Consider the following 19,725-nt stretch of genomic DNA (forward strand, 5'->3'; position numbering starts at 1 on the left):
GCCGGGTACGGCGCGGCGCGAACCCGGACGGGCCGCCCGTGGCCAGGACGAAGGGGCGCCGCCGCGACCGGCCCGCGTGCCCTCGCGGTGGTGGACGACTCAGGCGTCCAGGGAGGCTGTGATCGCCATCGTGGTGTAAGCCATGGTGAAGCCGCCTCCGATCGCGTCGATGGCGGCCCCGACGCCCTCCAGCACCTCGGCCAGCTTGTCCGGTGGGAGTCGGGTGAGCCCGCCGGTGGTGGGCAGCAGGTCGAGCCAGTCGTCACGGCCGTAGTACTGCTCCCAGTCGAATCGCCACTGCTCCGGTTCGCCGAACCCGGCCACCTTCCGGATGCCGTCGGCGAACGTCGCGAACATCTCCTGGTAGATGTCCTGGGCTGGCCTCGGCGGTCCGGCGTTGAGCGGTGAGTCGGGCACCACCTTCCGGAAGACGGTGGCGAACGCCTCCGCGACGAGGGGCGGTGGGTCGTACACGTGCGCGAACACCGCCAGCAGGCCACCGGGACGCAGAACCTGCGCCGCCTTGGCCGCGCCCGCGACCGGGTCCACCCAGTGCCAGGACTGCCCGGCGACGACCGCGTCGAAGGTACGGCCGGCGGCGTCCCAGTCCTCGAACGTCGCCACCTCGACCTCGACCCCGGTACGGCGGGCGAACTCGGCCATCCGTACGTCCGGCTCGACACCCAGCACCTTGCACCCGGCCGTCAGGAACTGGCGGGCTTCCAAGCCGGTGCCGCAGCCGACGTCGACGATGTCGGGGCCGGGGGCGGCGGCGATGATCTGCCGCACCAGGGCATCGGGATAGCCGGGCCGGGCCCGGTCGTAGCGTTCGGCGTCGACCCCGAACGACTCCGCCATCTGCCTGGCCCTGTGGGGTTCGTTCCGCTGGGGCTCCGGTTGCTCCTGCATTAGAGTGGGCATGCGCCCACCATAGTGGGCGCATGCCCACTCGACAATCGGGCAACGGTTCGCGGTGAGCGAAGGCAAGCGAAGGCGCGTGAAGGAGGAGGAACGGGCAATGCCGACTGGAGTGGCCCTCCGGGATGTGCGGCAGCAGTTGTTCGACGCCGCCGAGCGCCTCCTGCTCCGGGACGGGGCCAACGGTCTGACCAGCCGGGCGATCACGGCGGAGGCGGGCGTCGCCAAGGGTGTCCTGCACCGGCACTTCACCGACTTCGACGCCTTCCTCGCCGAGCTCGTGCAGGACCGCATCACCCGGCTCGAGGGCCAGGCCGCCGCCCTGCGCGGCTCCGCCGGGACCGGCGACGTCGCCGGCAACCTGACCGGGGCGCTGATCGACCTGTTCGACTCGGTCGCCGTGGCGATCGTCGGTCTCGTCATCTTCCGGGATGAATTGCGTGCCCGGCTGCGTCAGGCCCGACCGGCTCCCGGCATCCCGGTCCTGACGGATGCCGCGACCATGATCGCCGCCTACCTGAACGAGGAGTGCGAGCTGGGACGCATCGCGGCGGACGCCGACGTGGATGCGCTGGCGCTCTCCCTGATCGGGGCCGGGCACATGCTGTTCGCCAGCAGGGAGGGGGGTGCGCCGGGGCCTGGGGAGGTCGGCAAGGTCGTGAACGCCGTCATCGCCGATGTCGTGCAAAGACGACTGCTGTGAGCCGATGATCGGTGTCCGTGCGGGCCGCCGTCATCCCGGGCGCCGGCAAAGTGCGGAGTGCTCCGTGCTCATCCCGCCGTGATCGTTGTCCTCCTGCCGTCGAAGATCCGCTCCCGCGGCCGCTCTCACGGCGATGCGGAGATGGGACTCATCCGTCTACGAGCGCAGCGGCGGCGACCAGAAGAAGATTCTGGAAATCAGGGCGCTTCCGGGTGTCGAGAACGTGGTGCCGGCTCCGTCCCAGGGACGCGAGCGGCCACGACGGGCCGCGCGACGAAGAAGACGAAGAAGACGAAGAAGGAGAACCACCATGAAGTACCTGCTGCTGAAGCACTACCGAGGTGGCCCGACCCCCGCTGTCGACTGGGCGCCGATGGACCAGTGGACGCCGGAGGAGGTCGACGCGCACGTGCAGTTCATGCGCGACTTCGCGGCCCGCCTGGAGGAGACGGGTGAGTTCGTCGACGGACAGGCGCTGGCGCCCGAGGGCGCGTTCGTGCGCTACGACGGCGAGGGGCGCCCGCCGGTGATCGACGGTCCGTTCGCCGAGACCAAGGACCTCATCGCCGGCTGGATGGTCATCGACGTGGAGTCCTGGGATCGCGCGGTCCAGCTGGCGGGGGAGCTGTCCGCCGCTCCCGGGGCAGGTGGCGAGCCGATCCACGAGTGGCTCGAGGTCCGACCGTTTCTCACCGAGTCGCCCACGGTGACCGAGTGAACGAGTCACTGCTGCGGGAGCTCGTGCCCGCGGTGATCGGTGTCCTCGGCCGACGCGGAGCCGACTTCGCGTCGGCCGAGGATGCCGTGCAGGAGGCCCTGATCCGGGCGCTGGAAACCTGGCCGGACGATCCACCGCGCGATCCGAAGGCATGGCTCGTCGCGGTCGCGTGGCGCAGGTTCCTCGACGCCACCCGTGCCGAGGCGTCGCGGCGGGGGCGGGAACTCGCCGTGGAGGCTGAGCCTTCCGCCGGTCCGGCGCCCGCCACGGACGACACGCTGCGGCTCTACTTCCTGTGCGCGCACTCCACCCTGCCGCGGAGCTCGGCCGTCGCCCTGACGCTGCGCGCGGTCGGTGGCCTGACCACGCGGCAGATCGCGGCGGCATACCTCGTCCCCGAGGCGACCATGGCGCAGCGGATCAGCCGGGCCAAGCGGCGGATCGCGGGGCTGCCGCTCGACCAGCCCGGTGATCTCGGGACGGTGCTACAGGTGCTCTACCTCGTCTTCAACGAGGGCTACGGCGGAAACGTCGACCTGGCGGCCGAGGCGATCCGCCTCACCCGCCAGCTCATCGCCCTGACCGACGAACCCGAGGTCGCCGGGCTGCTCGCGCTCATGCTGCTGCACCATGCGCGCCGCGCCTCCCGCACCGGCCCGGGAGGGCGCCTGGTGCCGCTTGGCGAGCAGGACCGGTCGCGCTGGGACACCGGCCTGATCGCCGAAGGGGTGACGATTCTGCAGACCGCGCTGGCCCGCGACCGGCTGGGCGAATACCAGGCGCAGGCCGCGATCGCCGCCCTGCACGCGGATGCCCGGAGCGCCTGCGAGACGGACTGGGTGCAGATCGTGGAGTGGTACGACGAACTGCTGCTCCTCACCGGCAGTCCGGTGGTGCGGCTCAACCGCGCGGTGGCGGTCGGGGAGGCCGACGGACCGCGGGCCGGTCTGGCGGCGCTGGCCGGGGTGAACCCCGACCTGCCCCGTTACGCCGCGGTGACGGCGTACCTGCACGAACGCGCCGGTGACCTCGAGCGCGCCGCCGCGCTGTATGCCGAGGCCTCCCGTGCCGCTACCAGCGTGCCGGAGCGCGATCACCTCACCCGAGAGGCCGCGCGGGTGCGGCAGTCGCTGCGTCCGTGAGTGCGGCAGTGGTGGTACGGCGGCCGGTGGCGGAGGGGGCGAGAGTGCGGTCCGTGTGTCCGTGCCGGAAGATGGGGCGCCTTTTGGGGCCGCGACGAGGGTGACAACAGTCGGTCTTTCTCGTTACGTAGTCATTCGGATACTCTTCGTGAGATTTCTCATCGCAGGAAGGGATCACATGAAGGTTTCCCGTCGTGTCCTCGCCGCCTGCACCATGGCGCTCATCACCGGTGGCGCGCTAATCGCCTCCCCCTCCGCCTCAGCCGCCCCCCGGCGCGACACCGTCTCCGCGCACACGGCCAGGGCGGCGGTCACCGACCTCAGGGAAGTCGTGAACCAGCTACCCGATCAGGTGGATTTCCTCAAGCAGGAGGACGGAAGCGGACTCAGAGTTCCCCCCAACGGCCAGTGGGTCAACTCCATCTGGATTCCCTGGGTCGGCGGCGACAACGAGATGGGCAAAAGCATCATCGTTTACCGGAATCTGCGCGCTCGCTACTGGATCTTCCAGGATTACTGGAACCCCACCGACCTGATCAGGTACAGCACCACCAACAGCTACCACCAGAGCCTGCCCGTACCCGGCAGCAGCACCGGCGGCGGTAGGAAGCGCCTCACCATCCGCCCCGACGGCTCGCTGTTCATGGAGAACACCAACTAGCGCGGACAACCGCCGATGATCCCCACAACAACGATCCGGCGATTTCATGCGGGTCGCTCGCCGCAGGAAGGCAGTCACATGGAAATCTCCCACCGTATCCTCGCCGCCTGGGTCGCAGCCCTCATCACCGGCAGCGTGCTCACCGCCACCCCACCCGCCGACGCCGCAGTGTCCGGCTCCCGATACGGCGCCGAATCCGTCGGCACGGTCAGAGCGGCGGTCACCGACATCAGGGAAATCCTGAACCAGCGATCCGAGCAGGTAGACGTCTTCATCAGAGAGCGCCATGCCGCGATCACGATCCAGCCCAACGGCCGGTGGGCCGGCTCCATCTGGGTTCCCTGGGTCGGCAACGACAACGAGATGTCAAAAAGCCTCATCGTCCACAGTGACCGCGCCTATCAGGTCTTCCAGGACTACTGGGACCCCAGCAACGCGGTCGAATACGTCCTGGAGGGAAACTACAAAGACGGCCAGCGCGTAGCGGGCAGCAACACCGGCGGCGGCAGGAAGCGCCTCACCATCCGCCCCGACGGCTCGCTGTTCATGGAGGCCACCAACTAGCCGGACCCACCGTTCACCTCCGGTGCGCCGATCGGCCCGGGCGGCCACGGAGTGACGGAAACCCCGCTGCACGATGCCGCGCACGCCCTGACGCACGTGCGCGGCATCAAGGACACCGGCGGCGGCCACCGCGTGCCGCCGCCAACGACGCCGATCTTGATCATGCCTCCACCTTCACCGTGACCTTTCCGCGAATAAGGCCGCGCTCGGCGGCCCGGTGCAGGTCGGCCAGGGACTCCAGCGGGCGCGCGTCCACCTTGACGTGAACCACGCCCTTGTCGATCAGCGCCACGAGCTCGGTCAGCTGGCCCGGGTCGTTGCGGGCCACGAACCGGACGGCGCGCGGATGTTCGATCGGCCGTGTGATCGAGACGAACTCCTTGGCCAGCCGTGTCACCGAGGCGGGCACGTCGGCCACCAGGTTGATCAGCACGTCGTTGCCGCCCGGCAGGGGAGTGGTGGTGTAGTCGACGACCTCGTCGGCGCCCAGCGCCCGCACGGCGGCGGCGCTGCGCGGGCCGGCGGTCGCCACCACATACGCGCCCGCGTGCTTGGCCAGTTGCACGGCGAACAGCCCTACGCCGCCGCCCGCCCCGTTGATCAGCACCCGGCTGCCGTAGCCGATGCGGGCATGCTCGAAGACCGCCTGCCAGGCGGTGAGCCCGGCCACCGGCACGGCGGCCGCGTCCGCCAGCGGAATCCGCTCCGGCGCCCTGGCCAGCAGGCTCGCCTCCGCGACCGCGTACTCGGCCGCCGCCCCGTCGACGAGCCCGATCACCCGGTCACCGGGGGCGAGGTCACCCGCCCCGGTGACCACGGTGCCCGCGACGTCCCAGCCCAGCGTGTGCGGCAGCGTGGTACCGAGCACGTCCCGCAGCAGGCCCATCCGCAGGCCGACCTCCGACGGGTTGAACGACGTCGCGGCCACCCTGACGAGTACCTCGCCCGGCCCGGGTTTCGGCACCGGCACCTCGTCCAGCGAGATCACCGAGGCGTCGCCGTACTCGTGGATGCGGGCGGCCCGCATGGTGCCGAGGAAGTCCGCGGCGTGCTCGCTCGCCCACGTCTCGAACGTGCTCGCGGGCACTCCGGTGACCTCCTCCACGGTCCCGGTGGCCGGGCCGGGCTCGGCCAGATCGCGCAGCATCCCGTCCACGGCCGACACGGGCCACCCCAGCCCGAGCAGCCGTGCTCTGGCCTCCTCCGTAGGCTCCTCCTCCCAGCGCACCGGCCGGCCGATCGCTGCGCCGATCGCCCGCCCAGCCCCGTCGCGGAACCCGACTGTGACCCCCATGCCCACGCCGAGCTGTTCGCCTCGGCCTCTCTGGAGGGCACCGGGCCCGTCACCGTGACGCTCTGCGGCGGTTACCGGCTCGATCCCGGCCGGGCGCATCCGCTGCTCAGAGGGCTGCCCGCGATGATCCACCTGCCCGCCAGGCTGGGGCACAACACCGAGCTGCGCACCACCGTCGAGTTGCTCGGTAAAGAGATCGACGACCCGCGGCCAGGTGCCGACATGGTGGTTTCGGCGCTGCTGGACATGCTGCTGCTGTACATCCTGCGGGCCTGGTTCGACGTCTCGATGGAGCACTGCAAGGTTGACGGCTGGGCCACCGCTCTGGCTGATCCGGCCGTCAGCGTCGCACTGGACGGCATCCACCGCGACCCCGCTCACCCGTGGACGGTCGAGTCGCTCGGCCGCCGCGCGGGGCTGTCCCGCGCGGCGTTCTCCCGCCGCTTCACCCAGCTCGTCGGGCAGCCGCCGCTGACCTATCTGACCTGGTGGCGGCTGAGCACGGCCGCGCACATGCTGCGCGACTCCGACGCCGCACTGAGCGAAATCGCCGGTGCGGTCGGCTACGGCTCGGAGTTCGCCTTCGCCAACGCCTTCAAACGCCAGTACGGCATGGCCCCCGGCAAACACCGCCGCCTGGGTTGCCCGCCTGCAGGCCGAACGGTGGCAGGCACCGGGTCGGGGCAGGCCGACGGCTACGCAGCAGGTTTTAGTTCGAGAATCCCCCCTTGGGACGGGTGATCTCCAGGTTGGTTCCGTCCGGGTCGATGAAGTAGGCGACCTGGATGCCGAGTGCTTCATCGCCGATCAGCGTCCGCACGTGGTCACCGGGGAACACGGTGTCGCCGTGCAGGCCCCGTTCGGCCTCGTCGAGCAGTTCCCGCGCCCGGTCCAGGTCGCCGAGCCGCACCTGGAAGGCGGCCTGGCTGTGCCTGGTCGCGTGACCGCGCCCGGTGACGGCCCGCCTGGATGCCCTGGTGGGGGCGAGGCTCGGGACGGCGTGGAAGGACGGGCTATTGCGCGTCGTGCGGGCGGGGGTGCGAGGGACGGTGGTGCTCGGTCAGGACGGTGAGCAGGTGGGTGAGTTCGTCCTGCTGGCCGGGGGTGAGGGGGGCGAGGAGTTCGCGCTGGGCGTCGGCGATGAGCGTGTCGAGGCGCTCCAGGTGGCGGTGGCCGGCGGGGGTGAGGGTGATGACGTTGCGGCGGCGGTCGGCGGGGTCGGGCTCGCGGCGGATGTGTTCGGCGTCGGCGAGCTCGTTGAGGACGGCGACCATGTCGCTGCGGTAGATGCCGGTGCGGCGGCTGAGTTCGGCCTGGCTGGCGGCACCGGCTTCGGCGAGCGCGACCAGTGCGGCGAAGTGCCACTTGCGGGCGCCTTCGGCGGCCAGGCGCTCGCTGACGAGCCGGTCGGCGACGATCGCGGCCCCGGCGAGCAGGCGGCTGGGGATGGCGCGCAGCCGGGCCGGCGCGGGTTCGGGGGTCGGGCTCATGGTGAATCCTCCACCTCTTGTGTTAGTGCCACTAACAGTCTAGCTTCATTAGTGTCACTAACGTTCGAGCTTCGAATGAATCTCCCTGGAGAGAAGACCATGATCAAGCCGTTCCGCATCGACATCCCCCAGTCCGACCTCGACGACCTGGCCGACCGCCTCTCCCGCACCCGTTGGCCCAACGAGATCGCCGGCGCCGGGTGGGACTACGGCTTCCCGCTGGCGCGGCTGAAGGAGCTCGCCGAGTACTGGCGCACCCGCTACGACTGGCGTGCGCACGAGGCCAAGCTCAACGAGCTTCCGCACTTCACCACCGAGATCGACGGCCAGAACATCCACTTCGTCCACGTCCGGTCCTCGAAGCCGGACGCGCTCGCGCTGATCCTCACCCACGGCTGGCCCGGTTCGTTCCTGGAGTTCCTCGACGTGATCGGGCCACTGTCGCGAGACTTCCACCTGGTGATTCCGTCCATCCCTGGTTTCGGCTTCTCCGGGCCGACCCACGAGCGCGGCTGGGACATCGTCCGGGTCGCGCGGGCCTGGGCCGAGCTCATGCGCCGTCTCGGATACGAGCGCTATGGCGCGCAGGGCGGCGACTTCGGCTCGGGCATCTCAACGGCGCTCGGCGCGGTGGCGCCCGAGCAGGTCGTCGGGGTGCACGTCAACTACCTGCCGACCCGGCCGATCCCGGACGCCGACATCGAACTGTCGGAGACGGATGAAGCCCGGCTGGACAAGGTCAGGCAGCTGATGGCGAATCGCCCGCCGTACCAGGCTCTGCAGGCCACCACCCCGCAGACCGTCGGCTACGCGCTGACCGACTCGCCGGTCGGCCAGCTGGCCTGGATCGCCGAGCGCTTCGCACAGTGGACGGACCCTCGCTCGCGGATCAGTGACGAGCGGATGCTCACCGACATCTCGCTGTACTGGCTGACCGCCACCGCGGCCTCCTCGGCGCGGCTGAGCCGCGAGACTCCGCGGCGGATCGAGCCGTGCCCGGTACCGGTCGGCGTGGCGGTGTTCGCGCACGACATCACGCAGTCGGTGCGGCCGCTGGCCGAGCGGCTGTACGACATCAGGCACTGGTCGGAGTTCGAGCGCGGCGGCCACTTCGCCGCGATGGAGGTACCCGAGCTGCTCGCCCAGGACGTCCGGGACTTCTTCCTCACCCGCATCGGGCACGACCAGCGGGAACCGCACCGACGAGCCGGATGATCGCGGCCCGGTCGGGGAAGAGCCCGAGTCTGCCTCCTGACTTCCGGTCCGTCGGCCCAGCCTGCCGGGGCGGCGGCGTTCAACGCGGGGTCACCCAGTCCGGCGCCCAGGTCCCGGCGGCGCCGTGGCCGGTCGCCGTGGCGGAGAGGTGGGCGCGGAGGGTGGCCAGCGCGGGGTGGGGGTTGTCGCGGTGCCACAGGAGCGAGTGCGGGTAGACCGGCGTGGGGCCGGTCACCGGGATGCGGCGCAGGCCGTGGCCCGCGGGCCAGACGAGGCGGGTCTGCTCGCCCATGAAGGTGGCCAGGGCCGGGGTGTCGGCGACGGTGTCGAGGAGCGCGTCGGAGCCGAAGTTGGGGCCGGTCGCCTCGATGGTGAGGCCGAACTCGGCGACGAGGTCGTCGTAGTAGGCGGACCACTCGGTACCGGGGACGATGCCGGGCATCCAGATCCGGTGCCCGGCGAGCTGAGCGACGGTCACCGACCGGGCGCCCGCCAGCGCGTGGGCGGGCCCGGTGAGGAGCTGGAGCGCCTCGTCGAGCACCCGGACGGACTCGATGTCCTCGGGGAGGGGCCGGCCGGGCATGGCGACGGCGCGGAAGGACGCGTCGATCGCACCGGACCGGATGGTGGCGACGGCCCTCTCGATGTCGAACAGCATCACCACGTCGAGGTCGATCTCGGGGTGCGCGCGGTGGAAGCCACGCATCAGGCCCGAGGCCGCGCCGCGCGAGTTGATCACGTCGACGCGCAGCGGACGGCTGCCGGCGCGCACGGACGCGACCGCGCGCTCGGCGGCGCGCAGCAACTCCCGGGCGTGGGGCAGGAACGCCTGCCCGTCGATGGTGAGCTCGGCACCACGCGGCGTGCGGGTGAACAGCCGCACGCCGAGGTCGCGCTCCAGCGCGGCGATGCGCTTGGAGACGGCCTGCTGGGTGACCGCCAGCTCGGCGGCGGCCTCCTGGAACCGCCCCGCGTCGGCGGCGGCGACAAAGGTCCGGACGGTGTCGAGATCCATACGGACACCCTACGAGATACAACCGTTGGTTGTGCCCTGATGGCCCTTCGGTTGTTTGATCCTCGAGTATGGCGCGCGCTTTGATGTTTCCGATCGCGGATCGGTTGTGCGGGTGAGTGGCGAGGAGCGCCGGGCATGCGGAGCGGGCATCGGTTGGGACGGCGGTTCGGGTGGCTCTGGGGGGCGTACGGGACCAGCGCGCTCGGCACGTGGCTCGCCTTTGGCGCGTTCCCGCTGATCGCGATCCAGGTGCTGCACGCCGGGCCGGTGGAGGTCGCGGCGTTGTCCTCGATGGGGGCTTTGGCGGGCGCGGCCGTGGCGGTGCCGCTCGGCCCGTGGGTGGAGTTCCGCCGCAAGCGGCCGGTGCTGATCGGGATGGACCTGGTGCGGTTCGCGGCACTGCTGACGATCCCCGCCGCGTTCGCGCTCGGCGTGCTCTCCTTCGTCCAGCTCCTGCTGGTCTCGGTCGTCGTCGCGGCGGCCGACATCACCTTCCGCGCCGCCTCCGGCGCCTACCTGAAGACGCTGCTGCCGGCCGAGCGCCTGCTCGTCGCCAATGCCCGATTCGAGTCGACGGCCTGGACGACCACGATCATCGGACCGCCGCTGGGCGGTGCCGCGATCGGGCTCCTCGGTCCGGTGGCGACGGTGGTGGCCGACGCGGTCAGCTACCTGCTCTCGGCCCTGGGCATCGGCGCGATGGGCGGCCGGGAGCCGCGGCCCGAGCGCGGGGAGGCCGCGCGCATGCGGGCCGGGGACCTGCTCGACGGCTGGCGGTTCATCCTCGCCGACGCGACGCTGCGCCCGCTGTTCTTCAACACCGCCTTGTTCAACGGCCTGGTGATGGCCGCCGACGCGCTGCTGGCCGTCCTGATGCTCGGCCAACTCGGGTTCGCGCCGTGGCAGTACGGCCTCGCCTTCGCCGCGCCCGCGATCGGCGGGCTGCTCGGTTCGCGGCTGGCCCGGCCGCTCGTCACCCGGTTCGGGCAGCACCGGGTCCTGGTCGTGGCCGGGACACTGCGCGCGCTCTGGCTCGTCGGCCTGGCCTTCCCGGGGCCGGGCACCGGAGGGCTGCTGCTGGTGATGGGCGTCGAACTCGGGCTCATCTTCTGTTGCGGGGTCTTCAACCCCGTCTGCGCCACCTATCGCCTCGAGCGCACCGCGACCGATCGGGTCGCCCGCACGCTGTCGGCCTGGGCGGTGACGACCAGGGCCTCGACCGCGCTCCTGACGGCCGTCTGGGGCGTGCTGGGCGGCATGCTCGGCCCGCGCACGGCCATCGGCCTGGCCGGTGTGCTCCTGCTGGCGACCCCGCTGCTGCTTCCCCGACGCGCCGCGGCACGGCAAACAGCGGCTCACGTGCCCGATGCGTAGTCGTCCCCGGCGTGCGATCTCGCGTGTCGGGGCGCCCTCGTCACCCAAGGAGAGAAAACGACCGCTGTGCCGTTCCGGAGCGCGCTTCACCGGCTCGTGTCATCACGGTGTGTCGCCGGTGTCGCCGGTGTGGCCGGTGCGGTCGACTTCGTCGGTGAAGGCGAGGACCCGGGCGTTGACGCGCTCGGGGAACTCGCCGTTGATGGCGTGGGAGGCGTCCGGCCACAGTTCGACGACGCCGCGGGCGAGCAGGCGACGGGCACGCAGGGCGGCCTTTCGCGGATCGTGGATGATGCTGCGCCCGGCGATGAGGGCGAGCACCGGCACGTCGGCTCCGGCCACCTGGTCGTCCGTGGGGTACGTCGGTGGCGGCAGGAAGGCGGTGAAGTCCCGCATCCCAGCCGATATCAGGTTGGCGACGGGTTCGTCGTCGGAGGCGTCGGCTCCGCCGGAGATCCAGCTCAGCAGCCTCCGGCGCCACGACTCGGGGAAGAACGGTACCGCCGAGCCCAGTGAGACGACGACGACCTTCCAGGTGATCCGGCCGAAAAGGCAGGCGGGATCGAGCAGGCTCACCGAGGCGATCTTCTCCGGGGCGCGCAGGGCGAGGTGAAAAGCGCTCCACCCGCCGATGGACACCCCGACGAGGTGCACCCGGTCGTGGCCGAGCCGGGGCAGCAGCTCCGCCAGCCAGTCGGCCTGGTCGGCCGCGCTCGTGAACGCCCGGGTCTGCACCGAGAGGCCGGGCTCGCCGAGCAGGTCGACCGTGTAAACCGGCCGGTGGGCGGTGAGGCCGGCCAGGTTCGGCTCCCACATCGGGGTGGACGCGGTGCGTCCCGGCAGCAGGAGAAGCGGTACGCCGTCGCCGGTGCCGAAGCGATGAACCCGGACGGTCCCGAAGCGGGTCGCCACGTCCTGGATCTGATCGGGTTCGGGAAGCTCGGCCATGGCCCGGTCGTAGGCCTTCCGGTAACGCGCGAAGGCGGACGCGTCGCGGAAGTGGCCGAGCCGCCGCCGGTGGAACGCGGCTCCGATATTGGGTTCCACGAGGTCGTTCACGTACGGGACCCTCCGTCCGCCTTTCGCGATATGATCGTATTGTATCAATATCACGATACGTTCGTATCGCAAAGAGGGGAGGCAGGGCCGTGCCGAAGCAGGTGGACCACGCGGCGCGGCGGGCGGAGATCGCCCATGCCGCCCTCAGGCTCTGCGCTCGGGAGGGCCTGGCCGCTGTGAGCATCGGGCGGGTCGCCCAGGAGGCCGGTGTCTCCAAAGGGCTCGTCCAGCACTATTTCGCGGCGAAGGCCGACCTGCTGCGCGCGAGCGCGCACCTGCTTAGGCAGGAGATCGAGCGCCATGTTCGCGCGGCGCTGCGGGACGCCGACAGCCCGGCCGACACGTTGCGGCGCACGCTGCTCGCCGTCGTCGAACTGGGCGTGCGCGCTCCCGTGCTCCTGCTCGCCGGGCACGCGTTTCTGGCCAGGGCCGCCGCCGACCCTGAGGTACGCGGGCTGTACCGCGCGGGCGGCGACGCGGTCCATCGCGAGATCGCCGCGCTCGTGGCCGCCACCGCTTCGGAACCCGGCGTCGATGCCGGCGCCGAGGCCCACGTGCTTCTCGGGCTCGCGCGCGGCCTGGCCGACGGCGTGCTGGTCGGGGAACTGGGCGTCGCGGAGGCGGCCGCGGTCGTCGACCACCAGCTCGGCCGGATCGGCCTGCCAGCCGTGGCCGGTGCGGAGCCGGGCCAGACGCCACCGCCGGCCGTCTCCGTCTGAACATCGCTCTTCGAGACCTCGGCCTGGAGAACCGGCGCGTCCCCTGGACGGCGACTGGGAGCTGGTAGGAAACAAGACAGGCGCGACACGTCTGGGCTTCGGCCTGTTGCTGAAGTTCTTCGAGCAGGAGGGCCGGTTTCCCCGGCACGCGGGCGAGGTACCCAAGGCTGCCGTTGACTACGTAGCGGGGCAGGTGAAGGTCGATCCGGCGCTATTCGCGGAGTACCGGTGGTCGGGGTCGACGATCGAGTACCACCGGGCGCAGGTGCGGGAAGCGCTGGGGTTTCGGGAGTCGACCCGGGCGGACGAGGAGGTGCTGGCCGAGTGGCTGGCGGACAAGATCTGCCCGACGGTGTTCACGGATGAAGGGCTGCGTGCGGCCCTGCTGAGGCGCTGCCGTACGTCGAAGATCGAACCGCCGGGCCGGGTGGAACGGATCGCGGGCGCGGGCAGGGCGCGGTTCGAGCGGGAGTTCTGCCTGCAGGTGCTGAACGGGCTGTCGGCAGACTCGGCGCTGCGGGCGCCGGAGGGCACGGTCCGGCAGGTGGTGTTCCCGGCGGTGTCCGGAGGGGAGGCCACCTTGCAGGCGCTGGTGGCCGAGGCGAAGGCGGACGCCAGGGCCTACAAGGACTGGGGCCGCACCGTATCCAGGCCAGCGGGCCCGGCCAGGGCCTGCACCCCTTCCGGGACCCGGACGCCGTCGAAGACGATGAAGGCTGACGGCCGACGCACCACCTCTTCCGGGCACGAGCTCAAGCGGGTGGCGTGACCGGGGACCACGCGCCCATCCTCATACCCGACAAAGGCGGTGCGGAGAATGTCGGGTGACCGGGGCCGGTGTCGCCGCAGGATGGGGGCATGGATGACACGACCTTGGTATCCTGCTTCCTGCGCGACGGCTTCGTGAAGCTGGAGGGCGCCGTCGCGCCGCGCGTGGCCGCGGACTGCGCGCGGCTGCTGTGGCGGGAGACGGGCTGCGACCCGGACGACCCGTCGACGTGGACGCAGCCCGTGCACTGGGTGGCCGGCATGGCGCAGGGACCGTTCGCCGCCGCCCCCAACTCCCCGTCCCTGCACCACGCGTACGACCTGCTCGTCGGCGCGGGACGCTGGGAGCCGCGCTACTCGCTGGGCACGTTCCCGCTGCGCTTCCCGCACGAGGAGGAGCCGGACGACGCGGGCTGGCACATCGAGGGGAGCTATCTGCCGGAGGGCGAGAGCTGGTACTTCACGAATCTGCGCTCCCAGGGCCGGGCGCTGCTGATGCTGTTCCTGTTCAGCGAGGTCGGTGAACAGGACGCCCCGACCCGGATCCGGGTCGGCTCACACCTCGACGTGCCGAAGGTGCTGGAGAAGTACGGGGAGGACGGGGCGAGCGGGCTGACCCTCGCGCCCGATCTGGTGGCGGCGTCCGACCACCGGCCACTCGCCCTCGCCACCGGGTCCCCGGGCGACGTCTTCCTGTGTCATCCGTTCCTGGTGCACGCTGCGCAACCGCACCATGGGGTGCGGCCGCGCTTCATGGCCCAGCCGCCGCTGATGCCGGCCGCGCCGTACGAACTGGAGCGGGCCGACGGCGCGTACTCGCCCGTGGAGATCGCGATCCGCCGGGGCCTGGGACGGGATGCCCCCGGTCCGGACGGGGACGGCACCGACAGCAGCGCTGGGTAGACGTGCTTCACGACCATCGTCGGCAAGGTGGCCGTGAAGAGGGATGAGGAAGGAGGCCAGGCATGCTGGAGCGGCTGAACCAGGCCATGGAGCACATCGAGTGCCATCTCGACCAGGCCGTCGACGTGGAGGAGCCGGCACGCATCGCGGCCACCTCGGAGCACCACCTGCGCCGGATGTTCTCCGCGCTTTCGGGCATGCCGCTGTCGGAGTACGTCCGGCGCCGTCGGCTCACCCTCGCGGGCGCCGAAGTACTCGCGGAGCGTGAAACGCTGCTGGAGATCGCGGTGCGCTATGGCTACAGCTCCGGTGAGGCGTTCGCGCGGGCGTTCCGTGCCATGCACGGCATCGGATCAGGCGAGGCCCGGCGTACCGGCGCCGCACTCAACTCCCAGTCCCGGATGGCCTTCCGCCTCACCATCGAAGGGAGCAGCAGTATGCGGTACCGCGCTGGCACCACAGGCCATCCAGGAGCTGTGGCGGGACGTGTTCACCGAGTGGTTCCCGTCGAACCCGTACCGCACCCGCACCGGCCCCGAGATCCTGCGCACCCACCTGTCACCGGAGAAGACCGAGGCCGACGCCGAACTGTGGCTCCCGGTGGAGCCCGAGCACGGCTGAACACCGCGGCACACCCCCGGGCAGGCGTGGGCGAGCCCTACGGAGCCGGCCTTTCTCACCAACCGAAGCGCTCCGTCACATCGAGTTTCTGATGCGAGATCCTGCAAAAAACCTTCTAATCCCGACACCCCTCAAGGACGCCGCTCAAGATCAATTCCTGCTTTGGGGCTGGGGCCACGTTCGGGAGCAGAGGGCCTTTACCGTGCGTTGCGTAGCTTGAGGATGTATGTCGCAGTAAGCGCGACGACACGGTCTTCGTCATGTGACAGATCCGCGAGGGCACGTGACGTCGTGGTCCCCGGGATATCCGCGAGCGCCTGTGTCAGCCGCCGGCGTGCGGACGATTCGACGGTGCCGGGGGCGAGGCGGTCGACGAGCCCGGTGCCGATCTGATCCGTCAACGCGGCATCACTCGCCAGCGCGCCCAGCGCATCGGCCGCGTCGACGTCGTTCACCCCCTCGACGATCATGTCGATGAGCGTCGGGACCGCGTCGGCCACTCCACGTGCCCCGAGCGCCAGAGCCGCACACCTGCGGACCACGATGTCGGAGTTCGCGAGGGCGTCCCGCAGCAGTGTGGTCGCCTCACCGTCCGGAATCTCGGCGATGGACTGGACGGCACGTTTCCGCACCTCGGCCGCCGATGAGCCGAGGCCCTCCGCCAGCAGTGCCAGTCCGCCCTCGCCCGACTGCGCCAGAGCCCATCGAAGGGCTCCGGCGACGTTCGGGTCCGTCTCGCTCAACGCCGCCTCGACCAGAGCCTCCACCGGCACCGGAACCTCTTCGACCGAGGACAAGGCCGCGCGCTGGCGCTTCCCGGCGCTCTCCGACCCCAGGGCCTGGAGGAGCGCGACGATCTGGAGGACCTCCTCCCAGCCGGCGGGGTCGGCGGCACCGATCCGGCGGAGTCGCGTGAGCAGCTCCGTCTCACTCGCGATGCGTTCCCGCGTCTGGCGGATGAGGTCGTCGACGAGCTCCGAGGGCATGAAGCCGGGATCGTCCAGCGCGCGCCCGACTTCACGCAGCGACAGTCCCAGTGACCGCAGGCTCTCGATATGGAAGATCCGCCGGATGTCCTCGTCGGAATACTCTCGATAGCCGGCCTCGGTACGGCCCGTCGGCCGCACCAGGCCGAGCGACTCGTAATGCCTGAGCATGCGGGCGCTGACCCCGGACCGCTGCGCCACATCACCGATCAACACTGCACATCACCCCTCCTGACCGGTCGTGCCGAGGGCCACGACGCGCTTCGCCTCCTCGATCGCGAACTCGAATCCCGCATCAGGGTCGTGCAACAGCCGCTCAGTGGCGATCGCGTGCTGACGCACGCGAGGGTCGGGATCCGTCGTCGCGGCGCGCAGGGCCGGCATGATCACCTTATCGAGCGCGATCAGCGCCCGGCTGAGGCTCAACTGCGTCTCACGCCCGCCGCGCCCGAGCTGTGTCACCAGCACTCCGGCCAACTCGGGTTCTTCCCCTTCGGGCACCAGTACGACCGCTGTTCGCCAGGCGCTTCGGGCGACCTCGTCGTCGGCGTCGGTCAGGAGCGCCCGGGTGATCGCCGGCCACGCTCGCCGATCCCCGATCTTGGACAGCGTGTGCAACGCCTGGCTTCGTGCCTGCGCACGCTCCGAGCGGAGTTCGTCGATGAGCTTCGGGACCGTCAGCGACGACGAGTGGCGGGTGAGTGCCCACGTGAGCATGTCGCGCACGTAAAAATCGGGCTCGATCGCGCATCGTTCGATGAGCTTGTCGACGAGCCGCGGGTCCGGGGCCGTGCCGGCCGTGAGCGCTGCCTGCAGCCGCGCCGACGAGCTGCTCTCCAGCCCCTGGAGAGCAGCTCGCATCGTGTTCGTGTCCTCTTGCGGTACGGTCATCGGGACCACCTCCTTGGCCACAGTGAAGGCCTTGTCACTGTGTCAAGGTCAAGCGGAGCCACGCCGTCGAGGCGTACCGTTCGTCGGCCCGCACCGGCCCTGTACGGGCTCGCCGGTCCGGGGCCGGCCGGGAGGTCAGCCCAGGGCGCGCAGGAAGTGCGCGGCGACCGGGGCGGCGACCGCGCCGCCCCCTGACCCCTCCTCGACGATCACCGCGAAGGCCAGGTCGCCCCGGAAGCCCATGAACCACGCGTGGGTCTTGAGATCGTCCTGCGGGCCGTACTCGGCGGTGCCGGTCTTGCCCCGGGTGCCGGCGGGCAGGCCCGCGTCCTTGGCGGTGCCCTTGGTGACCACCGCGGACATCAGCTGATGGATCTTGGGCTTGATGCCGTCGGGGAGCTGCTGCGGCTCGGTCTTCTGCTCGATGGACGGCACCAGTGTCGGCGGGCGCCAGGTGCCGTCGGCCAGTGCGGCGGCGACCGAGGCCATCACCAGCGGGCTGGCGGTGATGCGGCCCTGCCCGAAGGACTCGGCGGCCAGTTCGGCGCCGCTCTGGGCCTTGGGGAAGCTTCCCTTGGTCGCGGGGACGCCGATGTCGAGCGGCTTGTTGAAGCCGAACAGTTCCGCGGCGCGCGTCAGCTTGTCGGCGCTGAGCCGTTCCTGGGTCAGCGGGGCGAAGGTGGTGTTGCAGGAGTAGGCGAAGGCGTCGGTGAGGGTCACCGCGCCGTAGCCTGCGTGGTGGGAGTTGCGGATCGGCAGCCCGCCGACGGTGACGTCCTTGGGGCAGGTGACCCGGTCGCCGGGGGCCATGCCGCCGTCCAGCAGCCCGACGGCGGTGATCGCCTTGAAGGTCGAGCCGGGAGGATAGTTGCCGTCCAGGGCGCGGTTGAAGCCTCCCTGGTTGTTCACCACGGCGAGGATCTCGCCCGTGGAGGGCTTGATCGCCACCATCGAGGCGGTCTGCTTCAGGTCGCGGACCGCGTCGGCGGCGGCCCGCTGGACCCGCAGGTCCAGGCTGGTCTGCACGGCCTCGCCGTCCTTGCCGTCGATCTTGCCGAGCGACTTGACCGTCTTGTGGTCGGTGCCGACGATCTGGATCTCGGTGGCCGGCGTGCCCGCCAGGCTCTGCTGGAAGGTCTGCTGCAGCCCGCCCCTGCCGATCGGGTCGCCCGCCTTGTAGGGAGTGCCGAGGGCTTTGACGTCCTTGGCGGTGGCCTTGTCGAGGTAGCCGACGAGCTGCTGGACCGAGCCGCCCACGTCGCCGCCGTCGATGCGCTCGCCGCCAGCGGCGGTGATCTGCGCCCGCTGCGGCCACTTGGTCTTCAGGGCGAACGCGGCGCCGCCGGTCAGGTCCGGGTGCACCGCCGTGGGCGACCATTTGACCCGCCAGTAGTGGTCGACGACCGCCAGGTCGATGGTGCCGGTGTAGCTCCAGCTGCCGATGTCGCGCAGCCGCAGGGTGGCGGTGTAGGTGGCCTGGCCGGTGCCGTCGCCGGTCTCGCGCGCCCCGTCGAGGCGGATCGCGGCCGACTCGACCGCCAGGTTCTGGCGCATGTCCCGGTAGGTCTTGTCGAAGGCCGGATCCGGTGTGCCGATCTCGGCGCGCATGGCGGTCAGGTCATCCGCCTGCCAGGCCGCGACGAACCGCTGCGCGGTCTCCTGAGGGGTGCCGCGGGTGTGCAGAAACCACCAGGCGCCCCCGCCCGCGGCTCCTGCCACCAGTACGACGGCTGTCGATGTGATCGCGATCGTCCTGCCGCGTGGCACCTGACCATCCCCCTGTTCTCCGGCTCCAGAGGTCGCAGCTTAGCGTGACCAACCCGATATATGACGACCGATGGTTAGTTATCCTTACTGCGGCTGGGGGCATAGCTCGTCGCGTACTCCTGGCCCGACAGTTCCCTGATCGCCTCCATGATCTCGTCGGTCACCCTGCGGCGGTCGCGGGCGTCGCCGTATGAGCCGGTGAACGTCATGGGCTTGCCGATCCGTATCCCGATCCGGCCGAGCCTGGGCACCGAAGAACCGATCGGCAGCACCTTGTCGGTGCCGCTCATCGCCACCGGGACGACCGGCGCGCCGGTCGCCAGGGCCAGCCAGGCGACTCCGATCTTGCCCCGGTACAGACGGCCGTCGGGTGAGCGGGTGCCCTCGGGGTAGATGCCGAACAGTTCGCCGTCCTTGAGCACCTGGGCGGCCGCGTCCAGCATGTCCTGCGCGGCGGTCGGGCTCTGGCGGTCGATGGGAACCTGCCCGGTGGCCCGCATCCACGCTGCGGTGACGGGGTTGCCGGTGAAGTATTCCGCCTTGGCGACGAAGCGCACCTGGCGGGGGAGCACCAGTGGCAGGAAGGTGGAGTCCAGGACCGACAGGTGATTGGACGCCAGGATGGCCGGGCCGCTTCCCGGCACGTGCTCTACTCCGGTCACCGCGGTCGGCCACAGCAGGTGAAGGAAGGGAGTGCTGACGATCTTGGTCAGGCGATAGAGCACGGACTCTCCTCATGGGACGGGATCACCACACTAAGTGGTGATCCGCTGGCCGGCGGGTGTGGGCGCCCGCACAAGCGATGCCCCCATGTTTGTAGCCATCCTCCAAAGCCACAGGCTTTTTCTAGGACGAAACCTCAACAAACGAAACGCCCCGCAGGAGCGGCAGCTCTCACGGGGCGGAACGTTTTAGTG

The 19,725-nt window shown here is 70.7% G+C and carries 21 protein-coding genes and 1 pseudogene; 12 read left to right on the plus strand and 10 right to left on the minus strand.

From position 1 onward, the window contains the following. Positions 1-99: 99 nt before the first annotated feature. On the minus strand, positions 100-921 hold the full coding sequence (locus tag AB0N02_RS22255) for a class I SAM-dependent methyltransferase (protein ID WP_363949555.1): 822 nt from the start codon (positions 919-921) through the stop codon (positions 100-102). A gap of 97 nt (positions 922-1,018) precedes the next feature. Between AB0N02_RS22255 and AB0N02_RS22260 the strand changes: the two genes are divergently transcribed. The 5 genes from AB0N02_RS22260 (at position 1,019) to AB0N02_RS22280 (ending at position 4,706) form a co-directional block, all read left to right on the plus strand. Continuing rightward, positions 1,019-1,621, plus strand: a complete 603-nt coding sequence (locus tag AB0N02_RS22260; RefSeq protein WP_363949558.1) for a TetR family transcriptional regulator — start codon at positions 1,019-1,021, stop codon at positions 1,619-1,621. 310 nt (positions 1,622-1,931) lie between these two features. Then, positions 1,932-2,339 carry a YciI family protein gene (locus AB0N02_RS22265; RefSeq protein WP_363949561.1) on the plus strand — a complete coding sequence of 136 codons (408 nt, stop codon included), beginning with the start codon at positions 1,932-1,934 and terminating at the stop codon, positions 2,337-2,339. After that, positions 2,336-3,481, plus strand: coding sequence for a DUF6596 domain-containing protein (locus AB0N02_RS22270; RefSeq protein WP_363949564.1), 1,146 nt, complete (start codon positions 2,336-2,338; stop codon positions 3,479-3,481). The genes AB0N02_RS22265 and AB0N02_RS22270 overlap by 4 nt, the downstream gene beginning before the upstream one ends. 178 nt (positions 3,482-3,659) lie before the next feature. Continuing rightward, positions 3,660-4,142, plus strand: a complete 483-nt coding sequence (locus tag AB0N02_RS22275) for a hypothetical protein (protein WP_363949567.1) — start codon at positions 3,660-3,662, stop codon at positions 4,140-4,142. A 78-nt stretch (positions 4,143-4,220) separates the two neighbouring features. Next, positions 4,221-4,706 carry a hypothetical protein gene (locus tag AB0N02_RS22280; RefSeq protein ID WP_363949569.1) on the plus strand — a complete coding sequence of 162 codons (486 nt, stop codon included), beginning with the start codon at positions 4,221-4,223 and terminating at the stop codon, positions 4,704-4,706. Positions 4,707-4,866: 160 nt separating this feature from the next. On the opposite strand, the gene AB0N02_RS22285 is transcribed toward AB0N02_RS22280, so the two are convergent. Continuing rightward, positions 4,867-6,000, minus strand: coding sequence for an NADP-dependent oxidoreductase (locus AB0N02_RS22285; RefSeq protein ID WP_363949572.1), 1,134 nt, complete (start codon positions 5,998-6,000; stop codon positions 4,867-4,869). Positions 6,001-6,012: 12 nt separating this feature from the next. Here AB0N02_RS22285 and AB0N02_RS22290 point away from each other — a divergent pair, with 12 nt between their 5' ends. Next, entirely contained in the window at positions 6,013-6,741 is a 729-nt protein-coding gene (locus tag AB0N02_RS22290) for an AraC family transcriptional regulator (protein WP_363949728.1), read from the plus strand. Here AB0N02_RS22290 and AB0N02_RS22295 read toward each other — a convergent pair. Both AB0N02_RS22295 and AB0N02_RS22300 read right to left on the minus strand, forming a co-directional pair. After that, complete coding sequence (locus AB0N02_RS22295; RefSeq protein ID WP_363949575.1) at positions 6,710-6,910, minus strand: hypothetical protein; 201 nt, start codon at positions 6,908-6,910, stop codon at positions 6,710-6,712. The genes AB0N02_RS22290 and AB0N02_RS22295 overlap by 32 nt on opposite strands. A 103-nt stretch (positions 6,911-7,013) precedes the next feature. After that, on the minus strand, positions 7,014-7,490 hold the full coding sequence (locus AB0N02_RS22300; protein ID WP_363949577.1) for a MarR family transcriptional regulator: 477 nt from the start codon (positions 7,488-7,490) through the stop codon (positions 7,014-7,016). 99 nt (positions 7,491-7,589) lie between these two features. Here AB0N02_RS22300 and AB0N02_RS22305 point away from each other — a divergent pair, with 99 nt between their 5' ends. Continuing rightward, positions 7,590-8,705 carry an epoxide hydrolase family protein gene (locus AB0N02_RS22305; protein ID WP_363949580.1) on the plus strand — a complete coding sequence of 372 codons (1,116 nt, stop codon included), beginning with the start codon at positions 7,590-7,592 and terminating at the stop codon, positions 8,703-8,705. Between the two features lie 79 nt (positions 8,706-8,784). On the opposite strand, the gene AB0N02_RS22310 is transcribed toward AB0N02_RS22305, so the two are convergent. Beyond that, the gene (locus AB0N02_RS22310; RefSeq protein WP_363949582.1) at positions 8,785-9,720 is read right to left on the minus strand and encodes a LysR family transcriptional regulator; all 936 of its coding nucleotides are present in this window, start codon (positions 9,718-9,720) and stop codon (positions 8,785-8,787) included. 135 nt (positions 9,721-9,855) lie between these two features. Between AB0N02_RS22310 and AB0N02_RS22315 the strand changes: the two genes are divergently transcribed. Continuing rightward, positions 9,856-11,094, plus strand: coding sequence for an MFS transporter (locus AB0N02_RS22315; RefSeq protein WP_363949584.1), 1,239 nt, complete (start codon positions 9,856-9,858; stop codon positions 11,092-11,094). Between the two features lie 102 nt (positions 11,095-11,196). Here AB0N02_RS22315 and AB0N02_RS22320 read toward each other — a convergent pair whose 3' ends face one another. After that, positions 11,197-12,153, minus strand: a complete 957-nt coding sequence (locus AB0N02_RS22320) for an alpha/beta fold hydrolase (protein WP_363949587.1) — start codon at positions 12,151-12,153, stop codon at positions 11,197-11,199. Between the two features lie 89 nt (positions 12,154-12,242). On the opposite strand from AB0N02_RS22320, the gene AB0N02_RS22325 reads away from it, so the two are divergent. From AB0N02_RS22325 to AB0N02_RS22340, 4 genes and pseudogenes are all read left to right on the plus strand, one after another. Then, positions 12,243-12,872, plus strand: a complete 630-nt coding sequence (locus AB0N02_RS22325; RefSeq protein ID WP_363949589.1) for a TetR/AcrR family transcriptional regulator — start codon at positions 12,243-12,245, stop codon at positions 12,870-12,872. Then, the gene (locus tag AB0N02_RS22330; protein ID WP_363949591.1) at positions 12,829-13,641 is read left to right on the plus strand and encodes a DUF4158 domain-containing protein; all 813 of its coding nucleotides are present in this window, start codon (positions 12,829-12,831) and stop codon (positions 13,639-13,641) included. Before AB0N02_RS22325 ends, AB0N02_RS22330 begins: the two co-directional genes overlap by 44 nt. An 89-nt stretch (positions 13,642-13,730) precedes the next feature. Then, complete coding sequence (locus AB0N02_RS22335; protein ID WP_363949593.1) at positions 13,731-14,543, plus strand: phytanoyl-CoA dioxygenase family protein; 813 nt, start codon at positions 13,731-13,733, stop codon at positions 14,541-14,543. 62 nt (positions 14,544-14,605) lie between these two features. Further along, a pseudogene (locus AB0N02_RS22340) lies at positions 14,606-15,164 on the plus strand (AraC family transcriptional regulator). Between the two features lie 197 nt (positions 15,165-15,361). Here AB0N02_RS22340 and AB0N02_RS22345 read toward each other — a convergent pair. The 4 genes from AB0N02_RS22345 to AB0N02_RS22360 all read right to left on the minus strand — a co-directional run bounded on the left by AB0N02_RS22345 (position 15,362) and on the right by AB0N02_RS22360 (position 19,533). After that, entirely contained in the window at positions 15,362-16,366 is a 1,005-nt protein-coding gene (locus AB0N02_RS22345; protein ID WP_363949595.1) for a MerR family transcriptional regulator, read from the minus strand. 6 nt (positions 16,367-16,372) lie between these two features. Further along, a complete protein-coding gene (locus tag AB0N02_RS22350; protein ID WP_363949597.1) occupies positions 16,373-17,041 on the minus strand; it encodes a HEAT repeat domain-containing protein in 669 nt (222 codons plus the stop codon). Positions 17,042-17,176: 135 nt separating this feature from the next. After that, the gene (locus AB0N02_RS22355) at positions 17,177-18,808 is read right to left on the minus strand and encodes a penicillin-binding transpeptidase domain-containing protein (RefSeq protein WP_363949599.1); all 1,632 of its coding nucleotides are present in this window, start codon (positions 18,806-18,808) and stop codon (positions 17,177-17,179) included. Positions 18,809-18,882: 74 nt separating this feature from the next. Next, on the minus strand, positions 18,883-19,533 hold the full coding sequence (locus AB0N02_RS22360) for a lysophospholipid acyltransferase family protein (protein WP_363949601.1): 651 nt from the start codon (positions 19,531-19,533) through the stop codon (positions 18,883-18,885). Positions 19,534-19,725: the final 192 nt, after the last annotated feature.

The organism is Streptosporangium sp. NPDC051022 (assembly GCF_040683035.1).
In the GTDB taxonomy this organism is placed as follows: domain Bacteria; phylum Actinomycetota; class Actinomycetes; order Streptosporangiales; family Streptosporangiaceae; genus Streptosporangium.